The organism is Rhodococcus rhodochrous, from assembly GCF_014854695.1.
Taxonomy (GTDB): domain Bacteria; phylum Actinomycetota; class Actinomycetes; order Mycobacteriales; family Mycobacteriaceae; genus Rhodococcus.
On record NZ_CP027557.1, the window covers coordinates 1,520,318 to 1,535,891 of the forward strand.

The following is a 15,574-nucleotide window of genomic DNA, read 5'->3' on the forward strand; positions in this document are numbered from 1 at the left end:
GTCGTCAGCGGGGTGCGCGGCTACGGAGTTCGTCGACGATCTCCTCGCTCCACACGTGCCGCCGCACGAGTCGGTACCGCTCGCTCGCGATCCACAGGTACACCTCGGCGTCGGTGCGTGAGCGCAGCATTCCCGCTTCGCGGGCCATCGCGACGACGGGGACGAACTCCTCCTCGTACCAGCGACGCGCGACCTCCTCGCGGGTGAGGTACTCGCCGAGATCCTGCATGAGCCGGAAACCCCACGCCTCGACGGCCTCGGCCAGTTCGGCGTACCCCCACGGGTCGGACACGCGGATCGCGTCCTGCTCGGCGCCGTGCAGGGGGACGCGGCCGAGGAACATCCGGAAGTGGTCCTTGCGCACGAGATCGGGACGGGCCCTGATGCCCTCCGCGGGCACCTTCGTGGTGATCTCGGTGACGTAGGCGTCGATGGTGCGGTCGCCCTGCGCGTAGGCGATCGACACGCGGTGGTGCCCGTCCTGCACGAAGTGCATCGGGCCCACCCGGTACACGGAGATCGGCGGTATGGCCTCGCCGCGGCGCCGCGCGGCCGCGATGCGTTCCCAGCGTGCACGCAGACGCGCCGAGGTGGGGCGGAAGTGCCGGTCGAAGTCGTCGGCGCGGTCGACGCTGCCGACGATCGAGGCGACCTCGATGATCTGCAACCCGAGTCGCCGCTCACCGAGGCGTCCGAGGGCGGCGACGACGTCGTCGAAGGGCAGCACCGTGTTGACGTCGGCCGGTTCGCGGCGCAGCCATGCGATGAGCCGGGCGTACTCGGCGCGCCGGCGTTGCCGGGCGAAATCGTCGCCGGCATCGGAGACCGGAAAACCGGTGTCGCGAGCCACGCTTCGACGGTACCGGGCGGTGCACAGGTCCGGGTGGGAACCGCATGTGCGGGACGGGGACTACATTGCAGGGGTGACCGACGCAGTTCTCGCCACCGTCCGCAGCCACCTCACCGAGCATCTGACCGCGCCGGGTGATCCGGATCCGGAATCGGCGTCGGTGACCTTCCTCGGTCTCGAACCGATCGAGGTCCTCCGATTCCGCGGCGCCGAACTCCTGCGGTACGCAACCCTGGGATGTTCCCGGCACCCGATGGGCGACCCGACCGACATGGTGGCCGACCCGACGCGCGGGCCGCGGGCCGAACTGGTTCTCAGCCTGCGCGACGACGAGGGCGTCACCGCCGGCGTCCACCGCACCCTCGCGGTGCTCGCGGCGCTGCCCGCCGTGGAGGGCGTGGTCCTCACCGACGACGCCCTGCTCGATCTCGGGGAGCCGCTGTGGCCGGGCGCTCCGTTCACCGCGGTGTTGCTCGAGACGGCCGACGTGCCGTCGCTGGAGTTGCCCGAGCCGTCCGATCCGGTCCATTTCTTCGAGGCCCGTCCGATCACCGGTACCGAGGCGGCCTGGAAGCGGCTGAAGGGAACCGAGGCGCTGCGCGAGGCGTGGGAGGAAGCGGGCATCGACCTGAGCGACCCGCGCCGGGCGCAAGCACGTCTGTGACCGTCCCGGTTCTCACCGACCGTGCGCTCGGACGCGCCACGCTGGCCCGCCAGCACCTGCTGCGGCGGAGCAGCACGGATGCCTTGTCGATGATCGAGCACCTGCTCGGGTTGCAGGCCCAGGCGCCGCTCGCCCCGTATTTCGCGCTGTGGACCCGCATCCGGAGCTTCCGGCCCGACGCGTTGTCGGATCTGCTGGAGTCGCGGGCGGTCGTCCGGATCGCGTTGATGCGCGGCACCGTGTTCGCGGTCTCCGGCGCCGATGCGCACGCGCTGCGCCCGTGGGTGCAGCCGGTGCTCGACCGGGGCGTCGACGCGAACAAGGCCCACCGCATCGGCCTCGAGGGTCTCGACCGGTCGGCGCTCGTGTCGGTCGCTCGGGCTCTGCTGGCGGGCACTCCGATGAGTCAGGCCGAGTTGCGACCGTTGCTCGCCGAACGGTTCCCCGACCGGGATCCGGCCGCGCTGGCACACGCGGTGCGGTGTCTGCTTCCGCTCGTGCAGGTGCCGCCGCGCGGACTGTGGGGACGATCGGGGCAACCTCGCCTGGCGCACCTCGACGAGTATGTGGGCCCGCCGCCCGCGTTCCCCGGCCCAGATCGGTTGATCCTGCGGTACCTGGCCGCCTTCGGTCCCGCAAGTGTCAAGGACGTGCAGACCTGGTGCGGCCTGACCCGGCTCGCCGAGATCGTCGACCGCCTCCGCCCACAACTCGTCGTGTTCCGGGACGAACGCGGAACGGAACTGTTCGACCTGCCCGACGCGCCGCGACCCGACCCCTCGGCCCCTGCTCCCGTACGGATCCTCGCGCCGTTCGACAACGTGCTCCTCTCGCACGCCGATCGCACCCGGTTCGTCTCGGAGGAGCACCGCAAGCGCATCATGGCGGAGAACGGGATCATCGCACCCCTGCTGCTCGTCGGGGGCACTGTCGCGGGCAGTGCGCGCGTGATCACCGACCGGACTACCGCCGCCGTGGAGATGACGCTGTGGCGGACGGTCACGGTGTCCGCTCGGTCGGCGCTCGAGGCCGAGGGCATGCGACTGCTGAACTTCGCGGCACCAGAGGTCGAGACACACGACGTGCGGTTCGTCGACGACCGCTGAGCCGCCTCCGACCCGCCGTCACCCCCGCGGCACGACCACCCCGAGCGATCCGGCACCGAGGCACACGGTGGTGCCGGGAATGGACGAGCGCGCCTGCAACGCCGACCCGTCCCCGGAGACGCGGACGTACACCGTCCCGAGTCCTTCGGTGACGGGCACGGTGACGGATGCGTGGCCGGGGAACCCGAGGCCGATCGTGCCGTCGGCGGAGGCCCGGTAGTTCACCTGCACCGTCCACTCCCAGTCGCCCGCAGGGGAGTCGAGCGGCACGGCCGTGACGGCGTCGGTGGTGACGCGATGACCGCAGTCGGGCTCGGGGCCGGGCGGGACGAAGCGCAGCGGTAGCAGGTCGGCGGGAGTGCGCTGTCCGAGATCGTCGAGGACCCACAGGTCGGTCGCGTGGTCGCGGATGTCGGACCGGCCGGGCAGTGCGGAGAAGACGGACCCCACCAGGTTGTGCGGGTAGGTGACCGGCAGCAGGATCCACACCGACACCGGGTGATCGAGCACGGGCTCGTCGGGCCGGGCCGTGAGCGCGGCCTTCGCCGCCCCGAGGTAGTCGCCCGTCGGGTTGTCCGACCAGCTGCGCGCGAACGTCACGGTCGACCACAGCGAGCCGACGGTGAACACGGCTGCGCAGGTCCAGGCGGTCGCACGAACGACGCGAGGACGGGTCGTCGTGCCCCGCCGCGGGGCGCGCAGGATCAGCGCCGCGGCGATCGCGACGACCACCGCGGAGTCGGCGAAGTAGCGCAGCGTGCGCGCGAGTTCGTAGGTGGTCTCCGGACCGAAGCGGGTGCTGATCATCGCCGCGAGCGAGGCCAGGACGTAGGCGATCACCGCGAGCCACACCGGCCCGGTCCGGTGCCGCCGGCGCACCGTCCACACCGCCGCAACAGCGACGGCGAGCCACGCGGCGACGACGAGCACGAGCGGGGGATCGGCCCAAGGCGGACTCGGATTCCACCGTTCCCACTCCCACGGACCACCGAGCAGCGACGGCAGCAACCCGTAGGAGATGCCGTGATGGGTCAGCCCGGCCACCATCGACCACGGCGGGATCCCGAACCGGGACTCGACCACCGTCGCGTAACAGACCGCCCACACGACGAGCACGGCCACCGACCCGAGCCACAACGGCCGGGCCTGCGCCCATGTGCTGCGGATCGGGCGCGTGAGTCCGTCGACGTGGTGTGCGAGCGCGACCGTCGCGAACGCGGCGAACGGAACGAGGACCGACTTCTCGAAGAACACCAGGGCCACCGCGGTGACGACGAGGGCGCTCACGAGATGACGCCGTCGACCGGTCCTGCTGTACTGCAGCGCATCTCCCGCCACCCAGGCCAGTGCGGCCTGCAGCGGCAACGCGTTGAGCGCGGCCGCCCACCACGCGAAGGCCGGAAGCGTCAGCGGCGTGAGGAGATAGAACAGCAGCGGCCCCCACAGAGCGCGTCGCGGGCCGAGCAGCAGCCAGAGCACCCGCAGCACCGCCAGCGACGCGAGCAACTGACCGATCACGAGCGAGGCCGCCGCCGGCCACCATTCCAGCGGCGCGATCGCCGTGGCGATCCCCGCCACGAGGAAGGCGGCGGGCATCAGGTGACCGTCGTGGTCGTACCGCAGGAAGAGATCGGACAGCAACGGATACGACCCCGCCCGCCCGACGAGGATCAGATCGTCCCAGTAGAACTCGCCGGTCGCGGCCACCACCGTCCGGAGGATCGTCTGCAGCAGGATCAGTGCGAGGGCGACGGCGAGCACGTGGCGTCGCGGCGATCGCACCGCCTGCGCAGCGCGTGTCGGGGCTCGGTCGAGTTCGGTCGTCACAGCCAGTTGTTGCGCCTGAAGGTGACGAACAGTCCCACGGTGATCGCGACGATCGCGGCGAGCACGACGTAATAGCCGTATTCCCAGTGCAGTTCGGGCATGCGATCGAAGTTCATGCCGTAGATCCCGGCGATCATCGTCGGCACGGCGGCGATCGCGACCCACGCGGAGATCTTGCGCATGTCGGTGTTCTGCTGCACGGTGACCTTCGCGATCGCCGCGTCGAGCAGCGTGCCGAGCGTCTCGTCGAAGGCGGCGATGCGGTCGGACACCGTGGTGTGGTGGTCGGCGACGTCGCGGAAGTACCGCCGGACATCCTTCGGGATCGGGTTGCCCGGTGCCCGGATGAGTTGCTGCAGCGGTTCGGCGAGCGGCACGACGGCGCGGCGCAGCTGCACGATCTCGCGCTTGAGCATGTAGATCTGGTCGACCGCGATCCGCGTGTCGGGGGTGAACACGAGCTCCTCGATGTCGTCGACGTCGGGCTGCACGGCCGTGGTGACGGCGAGATAGGAGTCGACCACGTGGTCGGCGATCGCGTGGAGCACGGCCGCCGGACCGCGGGACAGATGATCGGGGTCGCGTTCGAGGCGCTTGCGCACGTGCGAGAGCTCGGAGTGGTCGCCGTGCCGCACGCTCACGATGAAGTCGGGGCCGGTGAACAACATGATCTCGCCGGTCTCGACGATGTCCTTGGTGGTCGTCACCGACTCGTGCTCGATGTAGCTGACGGTGCGCAGCACCAGGAACAGCACGTCGTCGTAGCGCTCGAGCTTCGGCCGCTGGTGGGCGTGGACGGCGTCCTCGACCATCAGCTCGTGGAGTCCGAAGGTGTGCGAGACGTTCGTCATCTGCTCCTCGTCGGGGTGGTGCAGCCCGAGCCACACGAATCCCGTACCGCGCCGACGTACCTCTGCGATCGCCTCGGTGTGGCTGTAGCGGCCGGGCAGGCGGTGCCCGTCGACGTAGACCGCGCAGTCGACCACCGCTTGCTCGGTGGGGACCGGGGGAGTAGTGGGGCCGCGACGGGTGGCACGAGAAGGCTGGTGCGGCATGTTGTCCTTCCTCACGGCATGCCGCTGGGACGCGGCCCGGTCGCAGGCCCGCGGCGCGGCGGTCGCCCGTCGACGGGGACCGAGCGGGGCAGCTCCAGTCATGCTAGCCCGCCGACCTGACAGACTGGTGGCGTGCGTATCGATCTCCACACCCACTCGTCCGCATCGGACGGCACCGACCGTCCCGCGGAACTGGTCCGTGCCGCTGCCCGGGCGGGTCTCGACGTCGTGGCCCTGACCGACCACGACACGACCGCGGGATGGGACGAGGCCGCAGCGGCCCTGCCGACGGGCCTGCGTCTCGTCCGGGGAATGGAGATGTCCTGCACGGGACGCGGGGAGGACGGCGCCCCGGTCGCCGTGCACCTGCTGGCCTATCTCTTCGACCCGCACGACGCGGTCTTCGTCGCCGAACTCGAGCGGCTCCGTGGCGAACGGGTGTCGAGGATCCGGGCGATGGGTGTGCGGATGGCGGACGACGGTCTGCCGATCGACATCGACGCGGTGCTCGCCGAGGCGGGCCCCGCCGCGGGCCGGCCCCATCTGGCGCGGGCGCTCGTCGCCGCCGGTGTGGTGCCCACGGTGGCCGACGCCTTCACCGAGCTGCTGTCGCCGCGCGGCCGTTACTACGTACCGAAGGCCGATACCCCGCTCGCCGACGCCGTGAAGATGGTGACGGCCGCGGGCGGTGTGCCGGTGGTGGCGCACGCCCGGGCACGTGCGCGCGGGCGGCTCCTCGCTCTCGACCACATCGAGGAACTCGCCGAACTCGGACTCGGCGGTGTCGAGGCCGACCATCCCGATCACAACGAGCAGGACGTGCGGACGATGCGCGATCTCGCGCGGTCGCTCGGGGTCGTCGTCACGGGGTCGTCCGACTATCACGGCGACAACAAGACGATCAGGCTCGGCAGCTTCACCACGGCTCCGGCGGCGTACGAGGCGCTGCTCGACCGCGCGACCGGCGTGGAGGTGCTCGAGGGATGAGGCGACGGGGTGCGCGGTATCCGGACGGAGAGTACGGGTCGTCGAACGACGAAAACTACTACGACAGTGAGTACTACACCGAACCGTATTACCCGGACGAGGGGTACTACGCCGATCCGTACGAACCTGCACCGCGCCGCGCGAGTCTGCCGGTCCGCGCCCTCCGCGCTCTCTCCGGCGTGGTGTGCGGGGCGGTGCTGGTCCTGACGCTCGTGGTGTGCGGGGCCCAGTACCTCGCCGGCGACCGCGGTTTCCCCGGTCCGGGCACCACCTCGGTCGCCGCGCACGTCGTCGCCGCGCTCGTGGCCGTGATCGCCCAGGTGACGGCGGATCGGCGCTCGGGTGGTGCGGCACTCCTGTCGAGCCTTGTGGTGATCTTCACTGCATCGATTCTGATGATCACCCAGTGGTGGGGATGACGACCCCGAGTGCCATCTCGGCTACCCGTCGGTAGCCGTCGTGTAACTGCGGAAATTCGTCGCGGTGCGCCCGCGGCGCGGTGTTCACGGCACGTAAACTCACAGGTGAGGCGACAAAACCGTGAGACCTTCGCAATCGATGCCGATTTGATTGTTCGTCTGCAAAGGTGGCAAACTTGCGGCAATCCGAAAGCCGGAATACCCCGGAATCGGACGAAGGATGGCAGACCCACCCAGGGCTAGATCACCCAGGGCTCGATGCCAGGGCCACCCGCCCCGGCTCCATCACGTTCCGGAAGCCGTACAGCGTTGTACAGCGGCAGTCGTGATCGCGCCCGGAAGCTTCAATCCAATGTCCTTGGCGAAGCGCTGCAACTCGATGCATGCACGTGTGTGAAATGCATTGAACTGCGGTGTTTTCGCAGCAACCGAGTCCAGAGGTCGACTCGGAACACGCAGGAGTGTCATCGTGTCAATTGTGTCTGATGCACCTACCCCTCAGAAGCTCGAGTTGACTGACGAGGAGATCTTCTCGAGTCACGTCGACGGCAAGCTGTCGGTCGAGCTGACCGCGCCGCTCGAGAACCAGCGCGATCTGTCCATTGCGTACACCCCCGGTGTCGCCCAGGTCTGCCGAGCTATCGCCGCCGACGAGACCCTCGTCGACCGTTACACCTGGACCAACCGCCTGGTCGTCGTCGTCTCCGACGGCACCGCGGTCCTCGGTCTCGGCAACATCGGCGCACGTGCCTCGCTGCCGGTGATGGAGGGCAAGTCCGCGCTCTTCAAGAAGTTCGCGGGCCTGAATTCCATCCCGCTGGTGCTCGACACCACCGATCCCGACGCGATCGTCGAGACCCTCATCCGGCTGCGTCCGTCCTTCGGCGCCGTCAACCTCGAGGACATCTCGGCTCCGCGCTGCTTCGAGATCGAGAAGCGCGTCATCGAGGCGCTCGACTGCCCCGTCATGCACGACGACCAGCACGGCACCGCCATCGTCGCCCTGGCCGCCCTCAAGGGTGCGGTGAAGGTGCAGGGCCGCGACATCGCCGACCTGCGCATCGTGATCTCCGGGGCCGGCGCTGCCGGCGTGGCGTGCACGAACATCCTGCTCGCCGCCGGTGCGCGCGACGTGGTGGTGCTCGATTCGAAGGGCATCATCTCCTCCGACCGCACCGATCTCGGTGATATCAAGGCCGATCTGGCCTCCCGCACCAACCCCGAGGGCCGCAAGGGCGGCATCGCCGAGGCGCTCGACGGCGCCGACGTCTACCTCGGCGTGTCGTCGGGCACCGTGCCCGAGGAGATCGTCGCGACGATGGCCGACGACGCCATCATCTTCGCGATGTCGAACCCGGATCCGGAGATCCACCCCGACATCGCCCACAAGCACGCCGCGATCGTGGCGACGGGTCGCAGCGACTTCCCGAACCAGATCAACAACGTGCTGGCTTTCCCCGGTGTGTTCAAGGGCGCTCTCGACGCAGGTGCCCGCCGCATCACCGAGGGCATGAAGCTCGCCGCCGCCGAGGCCATCCTCTCGGTCGTCGGTGACGAACTGGCCGCGGACAAGATCGTCCCGAGCCCGCTCGATCCGCGTGTGGCGCCCGCCGTCGCCGAGGCCGTCGCGGCCGCGGCGAAGGCCGAAGGCGTCACCGACTAGGGATTCGCTCCCGGCGAGATCGCACCGAACGCCCCGATCCGAACCGCACAAGGGTTCCGGACCGGGGCGTTCGGCGTCGCGGCTGGCCGGACGGTCGGGCACGTGCGGACCGTGGCGCACCGGTGGGCGACAATGACCGCCGTGGCGAACGAAGCGAGACGGATCCGGCCGGTCGCGGCGACGGTGCTCACCGCATGCGCGGCGGCAGCCGTGCTCCAGGGATGTGCGTCGCCCGTTCTCGACGAGACGGCACCGTCGGCGACGGTCGTCGTCGGGGCGGGGGAGCGGCCCGACGAGGAACTGCTCGCGCAGCTGTACGCGGGAGCGCTGCGCGGCAGCGGGGTCGAAGTACAGGTCCGCTCCGGCGTCGCCGATCCGACCGCAGCGCTCGACGCCGCCGAGCTCACGCTGATCCCCGGCTACACGGGACGGCTGCTCGCGTCCTACGACCCGGGCGCCGACGCGACCGACGCCGAGGACGTCTTCGAAGCGTTGGCGCGCGCACTGCCCGACGAACTGACCATCTCCGACTACGCCTCGGCGCAGGACCGCGCGGTGCTGCTCGCCGACCGCGAAGGACTCACGCAATGGTCGGTGAGCCGCGTGGCCGACCTCGCCGACCGCTGCGCCGACCTGACCTTCGCGGTGACCGAGGACTTCGACACCGCCGGTGGACTCACCGCCCTCGAACGCGCCGACTGCCGCCCGCGCGAGGTGCGACGGATCGAGGATGCACAGTCCGTCGCCGTCGCGTCGGAACCCGACACGGTCGTCGGAACCACCACGACGTCGTCCGCCCTCGCGGAGATCGACGCGGATTCGCCCGTGAGCACCGTGCCCGACGCACCCGACCGCAGCCCGCAGGACGACACGAACGCCGACGACACGCCCGCACCGGTCCTGCCGGCCCAGAACGTCGTCCCGGTCTTCCGCAAGGGCACCCTCGACGAAGCGCAACTCGACGCGTTGCGGACCATCGCGGGTGAACTGACCACGAGCGATCTCACCGAACTGCGTGCGCGGGTCGAGGAGGGCGACGATCCCGAGACCGTGGCCCGCGAATGGATCGACGAACACGCCGGAGCGTGAACGGCACCCCACGAGTACTCAGCCCGCGCGGGTGCCCATCCGGTCGCGGAGGAAGACGCCGAAGTCGGAGATCGCCGCGGCGGCCTCGGGAACGAGCGACGCCTGCAACGGCGCGACGTGCCACAGCTCGGGTTGTTCGACGAGGGTGACGTCGACGCCCGCCGCCCGGAGCTTCTCGGCGTACTGCCGCACCTGTGGGTGGAACATCTCCGCGGTGCCCACCTGGATGAGCGTCGGCGGCAGACCCGTGGGATCGGCGTGGATGGGCGCGTAACCGGGATCGGTGGGATCGCCGTCGGCGAGATACGCCTCGGCCGACGAATACACCCAGCCCTTGTTCAGGACGACGTCGTTCACGTCGGGCAGGTCGCGAGCGGCCGGATCGGTCCATGGCGACAACAATCCGAGCGCCGGCGGGGTGATCCCGTGACGGTCGATGAGCCGGTGCGTGGTCGCCGCGGCGAGGCCACCGCCGGCCGAGTCGCCGGCGATCGCGGTGCCGGGCACCTCGAAGCCGTGCTCGCTGACGAGTTCGAGATAGGCCGCCTCGGCGTCGTTCAGCGCCGCCGGATAGGGATGCTCGGGAGCGAGCCGGTAGTCGAGGACGTACACGGCCGATCCGGACGCGGCGGCGAGATACGCCGCGAGCGAGCGGTGCGTGGCGAGCGACCCGCCGGTGTACGCGCCGCCGTGCAGGTACAGGATCGCCGTGGTCCGCTCGGTGGCGCCCACGGTGATCCGCTCGGCGGGGCGTCCCGCCAGACGGATCGGACGCACCACGGCGTCCTTCGGGAGGAACTGCAGCGGCGCCGCGAGATCGAGCAACCGGCGCTGCGTCGAGAACGACCAGCGCGGCGACAGCAGGGCACGGAAGAGAGGACGCAGGGCGGTACGCGCCACCCGCGGTGACAACTGCGGTGTCGGAGGCATGCCGCAGCCTATCCCTTCGGCACGACCCGGGAGGTCACGGTGGCGACGACACGCTGATAGGCCGGTCCGGCAACGCGGACGAAGGCGTCGAGCAGCTTCGCATCGGCGCCGATGAGCACGCGCGCCTTGTTCTTCCGCACACCGGTGAGGATGGTCTTCGCCGCGTCCTCGGGGGTCGTGCGTGCGAGCTTGCGGTCGAAGAACTCCGCGAAGGTCGCCTGGTCGTCGCCGTCGGGGACGGCGGCGTTGCGCGCGATCGCGGTCTTGATGCCGCCGGGATGCACGCACGTGACCTGCACGGGATGCCGCGCGACGAGCATCTCCTGCCGCACCGCCTCGGTGAAGCCGCGCACGGCGAACTTCGCCGAGTTGTACGCCGCCTGCCCCGGGATGCTCAGCAGGCCGAACAGGCTCGAGACGTTGACCAGGTGGCCGTCGCCCGAGGCGATGAGATACGGCAGGAAAGCCTTGGTGCCGTTGACGACTCCCCAGAAGTCGACGTCCATCACGCGCTCGATGTCCTTGAACTCGGTGCGCTCGAGGTCGCCGTGATAGGCGATGCCCGCGTTGTTGTACACCTGGTGGACCGCGCCGAAATGGGCGGCGACCTGCTCGGCGTACTCGAGGACCTTCTCGCGTTGGGTGACGTCGAGATGATCGGCCTTCACCTCGGCACCGAGTTCCCGTGCGCGACGCGCGGTCTCCTCGAGCCCTGTGGTGTCGACGTCCGAGATCGCCAGGCGGGCACCGTGGGCCGCGAGGGCGAGGACGAGGGCCCGTCCGATCCCGGAACCCGCGCCCGTGACGACGACGACCCGGCCTGCGAAATCACTCATCGAACTGCTGCCTCTCGGGACGTGCGCTCCTGCGCGGGACGGTCGGTGGCGGCGGGGAGATCCGACTCGGCGACGCTGCGGTACGCCTCGAGGTCGAATCTGCGGGTGATACGGCGGAATTCGAAGGTGAATCCCGGCCACAGCGTGGTGTTGTTGCCGTGCTTGTCGAGATACCAGCTCGCGCACCCGCCGTTGTTCCACACGCTCGACTGCAGCGCGCGCTGCAGGTCGCGGTTGTACTCGTCCTGCACGTCCTTACGGACCTCGACCGTGCCGATGCGGTTGCGGTCGATCGTGCGGATCGCGTCGACGACGTACTCGAGTTGCGACTCGATCATGTACACCATCGAGGTGTGGCCGAGTCCGGTGTTCGGGCCGACGAGGAAGAACAGGTTCGGGAAGCCGGCGACCGAGCTGCCCTTGTACCCCTGCATGCCGGTCTCGTCGAAGACCTCGGCGAGCGAGCGGCCGTCCTTGCCGAAGATACCGGCGAAGGTCGGGGAGTCGGTGACGTGGAAGCCGGTCGCGACGACGATCGCGTCGACCTCGCGTTCGGTGCCGTCCTTCGTGACGATGCCGCGCGGGGTGACGCGGGTGATGCCGTCGGTGACGAGGTCGACGTTCGGCCGGTCGAGGGCGGGGTAGTAGTTGTTCGAGATCAGCATGCGCTTGCAACCGATGCCGTAGTTCGGCGTGACCTTCCGGCGCAGTTCCTTGTCGCGGATCTGCCGGCGGACCTGGATGCGCGCGGCGAGTTCGAGCGGCTTCATGAAGGCCTGCGCCTTGGCCAGACCCACGACCTGCGTCTCGCGGGCGGTGTACTGCAGGGCACGCGAGAGACGCTGGAAGCCGGGGATGTAGCGGAAGGCGAACCGCTCGGGGGCGGTGTACTCGCGGTCGAAGCGGGGGAGGATCCACGGTGCCGTGCGCTGGTACACGTCGAGACGGCCGACGGTGCCCGCGATGGCCGGCACGATCTGGATGGCGGAGGCTCCGGTGCCGATGACGGCGACGCGCTTGCCGACGAGGTCGGCGTCGTGGTTCCACCGCGCCGAGTGGAAGATCTCGCCCTCGAACCCGGAGATGCCCTCGATGTCGGGCAGCGACGGCTCGCACAGGGCGCCGACCGCGGAGATCACGACCTTGGCGCTGTACTTGCCGCGCGTGGTGGCCACGTCCCAGCGGTGCGTCGCGGTGTTCCAGCGGGCCGTCTGCACGTCGCATCCGAAGACGGTGCGTCGCCGCACGTCGTACCGGTCGGCGACCGAGCGGATGTACTCCTGGATCTCCGGCTGCGGCGAGAACGAGCGCGTCCAGCCGGGGTTGAGGGCGAACGAGTAGGAGTACAGGTTCGACGGCACGTCGCACGCCGCGCCGGGGTAGGTGTTGTCGCGCCAGGTGCCGCCCACCTCGGAAGCGCGTTCGAGCAGGAGGAAGTCCTTGCCCGCCTGCGACAGTCGGATGGCCGCACCGAGCCCGGCGAACCCGCTGCCGATGATCAGCGTGTCGACCTGACGGATCTCCGCGTCGGCGACGGTATCTGTAACCGGAAGACTCATGTACTTGAGGCTAGAGCGTTCCAGTGACCTGGTCAACACTTGTTGACCATAATTCAATAACGGTGTTTGCATGGTGGACGTGACAGAAGACAATCCCGGACCCCGCCGGACCCGTCTCGGTCCCGCCCAACGCCGGGCCCAGCTGATCGAGCAGGGTCTCGAACTGCTCGCCGACCGGCCCCTCGAACAGATCTCCGTCGACGAGGTCGCCGAACGGGCCCGGGTCTCGAAGGGGCTGCTGTTCCACTACTTCGCCTCGAAGCACGACTACCACGTCGAACTCGTGCGATGCATCGGTCGGGATCTCGTCGAGTACACCGCACCGGACGAGGGCCTCGAACCGATCGAGATGCTGCGCGGCACGCTCGTCGCGTACGTCGACTACGTCACCCGGCGCCGCGACATGTACGTCTCGATCCTGCGCGGCGCCACCAGCGGCGACCCCGACATGCGGGCGGCCTTCGAGGACACCCGCACGGCGCTGGTCGACCGGACCGTCGCGCACCTGCCTGCCATCGGCATCGAGCCCACGCCGGCCGTGCGACTCGCCGTCCGCGGCTGGGTGGCCTTCGTCGAGGACACGACCATCGCGTGGCTACGCGATCCCGAACTCACCCGCGACGAGTTCGTCGAACTGGCCATCGCGGCGCTGTCCGGCGTTGCGCTGGCGGCACATTCGCTCCACTCTCCGGCCGGTGACGATGCTCCGGCCGGTGGGATTCTCAGCGATCGTTTCCGGGAAGGTACTCCTGCAGCTTCGTCTTGACGCCCTGTTTCACGAAGCCCCAACGGTTCTCGTCACCGGCGAGCACGGCCTTGGCGACATCGGTGAACTGCTCCCACGTCGCGTGCGGCGGGATCGGCGGCATGTCCGGATCGGTGTACACGTCGAGCACCGTCGGGCGGTCCGCGGCCAGCGCGCGATCCCAGGCCGAGCCCATCTCGTCCGAGGACTTCACGGTTTCGCCGCCCAACCCGAGACTGCGCGCGAAGGCGGCGTAGTCGACGTCCGGAAGCGACTGGGACTCCGCGAATTTCGGTGCCCCACCCATCGCACGCATCTCCCAGGTGACCTGGTTCAGGTCGTTGTTGTGGATGATCGCGACGACGAGCCTCGGGTCCGCCCACTGCTGCCAGTACCGCTGGATGGTGATCAGCTCGGCCATGCCGTTCATCTGCATCGCCCCGTCGCCGGCGAACGCGACCACCGGACGGCCCGGATTCGCGAACTTCGCGCCGATCCCGTACGGCACCGCCGGACCCATCGTCGCGAGGGTGCCCGACAGCGAACCGCGCATGTCACCACGGAACTGCAGTTGGCGCGCATACCAATTGGCGGCCGAACCCGAGTCCGCCGTGACGATCGCATCGTCCGGCAGTCGCGGTGAGGCCTCGGCGAACATCCGCAGCGGATTGACGAACTCCGTTTCGACCTCCGCCTGCTGTCCCATCGTCTGCCACCAGCGCTGCACGTTCTGCTCGATGCCCTCACGCCACGACCGATCCGCCTTGCGCTGCAGCAGCGGGACGAGCGCGTCGAGCGCGGCGGCGGCATCCGCGACGAGGTTGACCTCGTTCGGATAGCGCATCCCGATCATGTTCGGGTCGATGTCGATCTGCACGCAGCGGGCCTGGCCGTATTCGGGCAGGAACTGGCTGTAGGGGAGGGACGAACCGACGATGAGCAGCGTGTCGCAGCCGGTCATCATCTCATGGGTGGGCCGCGTGCCCAGCAGCCCGATCGAGCCCGTGACCCACGGCAACTCGTCCGACAGCACGTCCTTGCCCAGCAGGGCCTTCGCCACCCCGGCGCCGAGCAGGTCCGCGACCTGCTCGAGTTGCGCCCGCGCATCCCGGGCGCCGCTGCCGACGAGCATCGCCACCTTGTCCCCGGCGTTGAGGATCTCCGCGGCCCGCCGGATCGCGTCGTCGTCCGGTGCGATCCGGGGACGATCGAAGCCGACGCTCGACGGCACCATCTTGAACTCGTGGCCGGGCGGGGAGTACTCGAGTTCCTGCACGTCGCCGTGGATGATGACGGCCGTGGGCGTGCGATACGCGATGGCGGTGCGCATCGCCCGGTCGAGGACGTTCGGCAACTGCTCGGGCACCGTCACCGTCTCCACGAACGCCGACGCCACATCCTTGTACAGCGTGTGCAGGTCCACTTCCTGCTGGTACGACCCGCCCATCGCGGAGCGGTCGGTCTGGCCCACGATCGCCACCACCGGAACGTGGTCGAGTTTCGCGTCGTACAGGCCGTTGAGCAGATGGATCGCGCCCGGGCCGGAGGTTGCCATGCACACCCCGGGCCGGCCCGTGAACTTCGCATAGCCCACGGCCTCGAAGGCGCTCATCTCCTCGTGCCGGGACTGCACGAAGACCGGATCGTTGCCGGTGCGCGTCCAGGCGGCGAGGATCCCGTTGATGCCGTCGCCGGGATATCCGAAGACGTGGTCCACCCCCCACGTGCGCAGGCGGTGCAACAGGTAGTCGGCCACGGTCGGATTCGCCATCGGTAGCTCCTCGCAGGACGCGATCGGGGGTCCTCCGAAGGGTGCCCGTCGTGCCCGGTCCGAAACGCACCGG

The 15,574-nt window shown here is 69.5% G+C and carries 14 protein-coding genes; 7 read left to right on the forward strand and 7 right to left on the reverse strand.

Translation table 11 applies throughout. The features are described from left to right. Positions 1-4: 4 nt before the first annotated feature. Positions 5-850, reverse strand: a complete 846-nt coding sequence (locus tag C6Y44_RS07155; protein ID WP_159418888.1) for a chromosome partitioning protein ParB — start codon at positions 848-850, stop codon at positions 5-7. A gap of 73 nt (positions 851-923) precedes the next feature. Here C6Y44_RS07155 and C6Y44_RS07160 point away from each other — a divergent pair, with 73 nt between their 5' ends. Together C6Y44_RS07160 and C6Y44_RS07165 are read left to right on the forward strand one after the other, a co-directional pair. Continuing rightward, the gene (locus tag C6Y44_RS07160; RefSeq protein WP_159418887.1) at positions 924-1,514 is read left to right on the forward strand and encodes a suppressor of fused domain protein; all 591 of its coding nucleotides are present in this window, start codon (positions 924-926) and stop codon (positions 1,512-1,514) included. Then, positions 1,511-2,620: a winged helix DNA-binding domain-containing protein gene (locus C6Y44_RS07165; RefSeq protein ID WP_159418886.1), complete on the forward strand. Its 1,110-nt coding sequence runs from the start codon at positions 1,511-1,513 to the stop codon at positions 2,618-2,620. Before C6Y44_RS07160 ends, C6Y44_RS07165 begins: the two co-directional genes overlap by 4 nt. 18 nt (positions 2,621-2,638) lie before the next feature. Here C6Y44_RS07165 and C6Y44_RS07170 read toward each other — a convergent pair whose 3' ends face one another. Together C6Y44_RS07170 and C6Y44_RS07175 are read right to left on the reverse strand one after the other, a co-directional pair. Further along, positions 2,639-4,447, reverse strand: a complete 1,809-nt coding sequence (locus C6Y44_RS07170; RefSeq protein ID WP_159418885.1) for a hypothetical protein — start codon at positions 4,445-4,447, stop codon at positions 2,639-2,641. Then, positions 4,444-5,502 (reverse strand): magnesium and cobalt transport protein CorA, encoded by a 1,059-nt coding sequence (locus C6Y44_RS07175; RefSeq protein WP_192378733.1) that lies wholly within the window; start codon positions 5,500-5,502, stop codon positions 4,444-4,446. Before C6Y44_RS07175 ends, C6Y44_RS07170 begins: the two co-directional genes overlap by 4 nt. Before the next feature lie 132 nt (positions 5,503-5,634). On the opposite strand from C6Y44_RS07175, the gene C6Y44_RS07180 reads away from it, so the two are divergent. From C6Y44_RS07180 to C6Y44_RS07195, 4 genes are all read left to right on the forward strand, one after another. Beyond that, positions 5,635-6,489, forward strand: a complete 855-nt coding sequence (locus tag C6Y44_RS07180; RefSeq protein WP_159418884.1) for a PHP domain-containing protein — start codon at positions 5,635-5,637, stop codon at positions 6,487-6,489. Continuing rightward, positions 6,486-6,908, forward strand: coding sequence for a hypothetical protein (locus C6Y44_RS07185; RefSeq protein WP_159418883.1), 423 nt, complete (start codon positions 6,486-6,488; stop codon positions 6,906-6,908). Before C6Y44_RS07180 ends, C6Y44_RS07185 begins: the two co-directional genes overlap by 4 nt. 469 nt (positions 6,909-7,377) lie before the next feature. Beyond that, entirely contained in the window at positions 7,378-8,571 is a 1,194-nt protein-coding gene (locus tag C6Y44_RS07190; protein WP_106200373.1) for an NAD(P)-dependent malic enzyme, read from the forward strand. A 132-nt stretch (positions 8,572-8,703) separates the two neighbouring features. After that, the gene (locus C6Y44_RS07195; RefSeq protein ID WP_159418882.1) at positions 8,704-9,660 is read left to right on the forward strand and encodes a glycine betaine ABC transporter substrate-binding protein; all 957 of its coding nucleotides are present in this window, start codon (positions 8,704-8,706) and stop codon (positions 9,658-9,660) included. Positions 9,661-9,678: 18 nt separating this feature from the next. Here C6Y44_RS07195 and C6Y44_RS07200 read toward each other — a convergent pair whose 3' ends face one another. From C6Y44_RS07200 to C6Y44_RS07210, 3 genes are read right to left on the reverse strand one after another with little or no spacing between them, the layout of a single operon-like run. Then, positions 9,679-10,590, reverse strand: a complete 912-nt coding sequence (locus tag C6Y44_RS07200; RefSeq protein ID WP_159418881.1) for an alpha/beta hydrolase — start codon at positions 10,588-10,590, stop codon at positions 9,679-9,681. A gap of 8 nt (positions 10,591-10,598) precedes the next feature. Then, positions 10,599-11,426 (reverse strand): SDR family NAD(P)-dependent oxidoreductase, encoded by an 828-nt coding sequence (locus C6Y44_RS07205; RefSeq protein ID WP_106200370.1) that lies wholly within the window; start codon positions 11,424-11,426, stop codon positions 10,599-10,601. Continuing rightward, the gene (locus C6Y44_RS07210) at positions 11,423-12,985 is read right to left on the reverse strand and encodes a flavin-containing monooxygenase (RefSeq protein ID WP_159418880.1); all 1,563 of its coding nucleotides are present in this window, start codon (positions 12,983-12,985) and stop codon (positions 11,423-11,425) included. Before C6Y44_RS07210 ends, C6Y44_RS07205 begins: the two co-directional genes overlap by 4 nt. A 70-nt stretch (positions 12,986-13,055) precedes the next feature. On the opposite strand from C6Y44_RS07210, the gene C6Y44_RS07215 reads away from it, so the two are divergent. Continuing rightward, entirely contained in the window at positions 13,056-13,751 is a 696-nt protein-coding gene (locus tag C6Y44_RS07215) for a TetR/AcrR family transcriptional regulator (RefSeq protein ID WP_159418879.1), read from the forward strand. Here C6Y44_RS07215 and C6Y44_RS07220 read toward each other — a convergent pair. After that, positions 13,708-15,501: a thiamine pyrophosphate-requiring protein gene (locus C6Y44_RS07220; protein WP_159418878.1), complete on the reverse strand. Its 1,794-nt coding sequence runs from the start codon at positions 15,499-15,501 to the stop codon at positions 13,708-13,710. The genes C6Y44_RS07215 and C6Y44_RS07220 overlap by 44 nt on opposite strands. Positions 15,502-15,574: the final 73 nt, after the last annotated feature.

Bases quoted from the DNA above. Each gene is read 5' to 3' on its own strand.
- C6Y44_RS07220 (WP_159418878.1), bottom strand. From the start codon at position 15,501: ATGGCGAATCCGACCGTGGCCGACTACCTGTTGCACCGCCTGCGCACG.
- C6Y44_RS07205 (WP_106200370.1), bottom strand. From the start codon at position 11,426: ATGAGTGATTTCGCAGGCCGGGTCGTCGTCGTCACGGGCGCGGGTTCC.
- C6Y44_RS07200 (WP_159418881.1), bottom strand. From the start codon at position 10,590: ATGCCTCCGACACCGCAGTTGTCACCGCGGGTGGCGCGTACCGCCCTG.
- C6Y44_RS07175 (WP_192378733.1), bottom strand. From the start codon at position 5,502: ATGCCGCACCAGCCTTCTCGTGCCACCCGTCGCGGCCCCACTACTCCC.
- C6Y44_RS07215 (WP_159418879.1), top strand. From the start codon at position 13,056: ATGGTGGACGTGACAGAAGACAATCCCGGACCCCGCCGGACCCGTCTC.
- C6Y44_RS07210 (WP_159418880.1), bottom strand. From the start codon at position 12,985: ATGAGTCTTCCGGTTACAGATACCGTCGCCGACGCGGAGATCCGTCAG.
- C6Y44_RS07185 (WP_159418883.1), top strand. From the start codon at position 6,486: ATGAGGCGACGGGGTGCGCGGTATCCGGACGGAGAGTACGGGTCGTCG.
- C6Y44_RS07195 (WP_159418882.1), top strand. From the start codon at position 8,704: ATGACCGCCGTGGCGAACGAAGCGAGACGGATCCGGCCGGTCGCGGCG.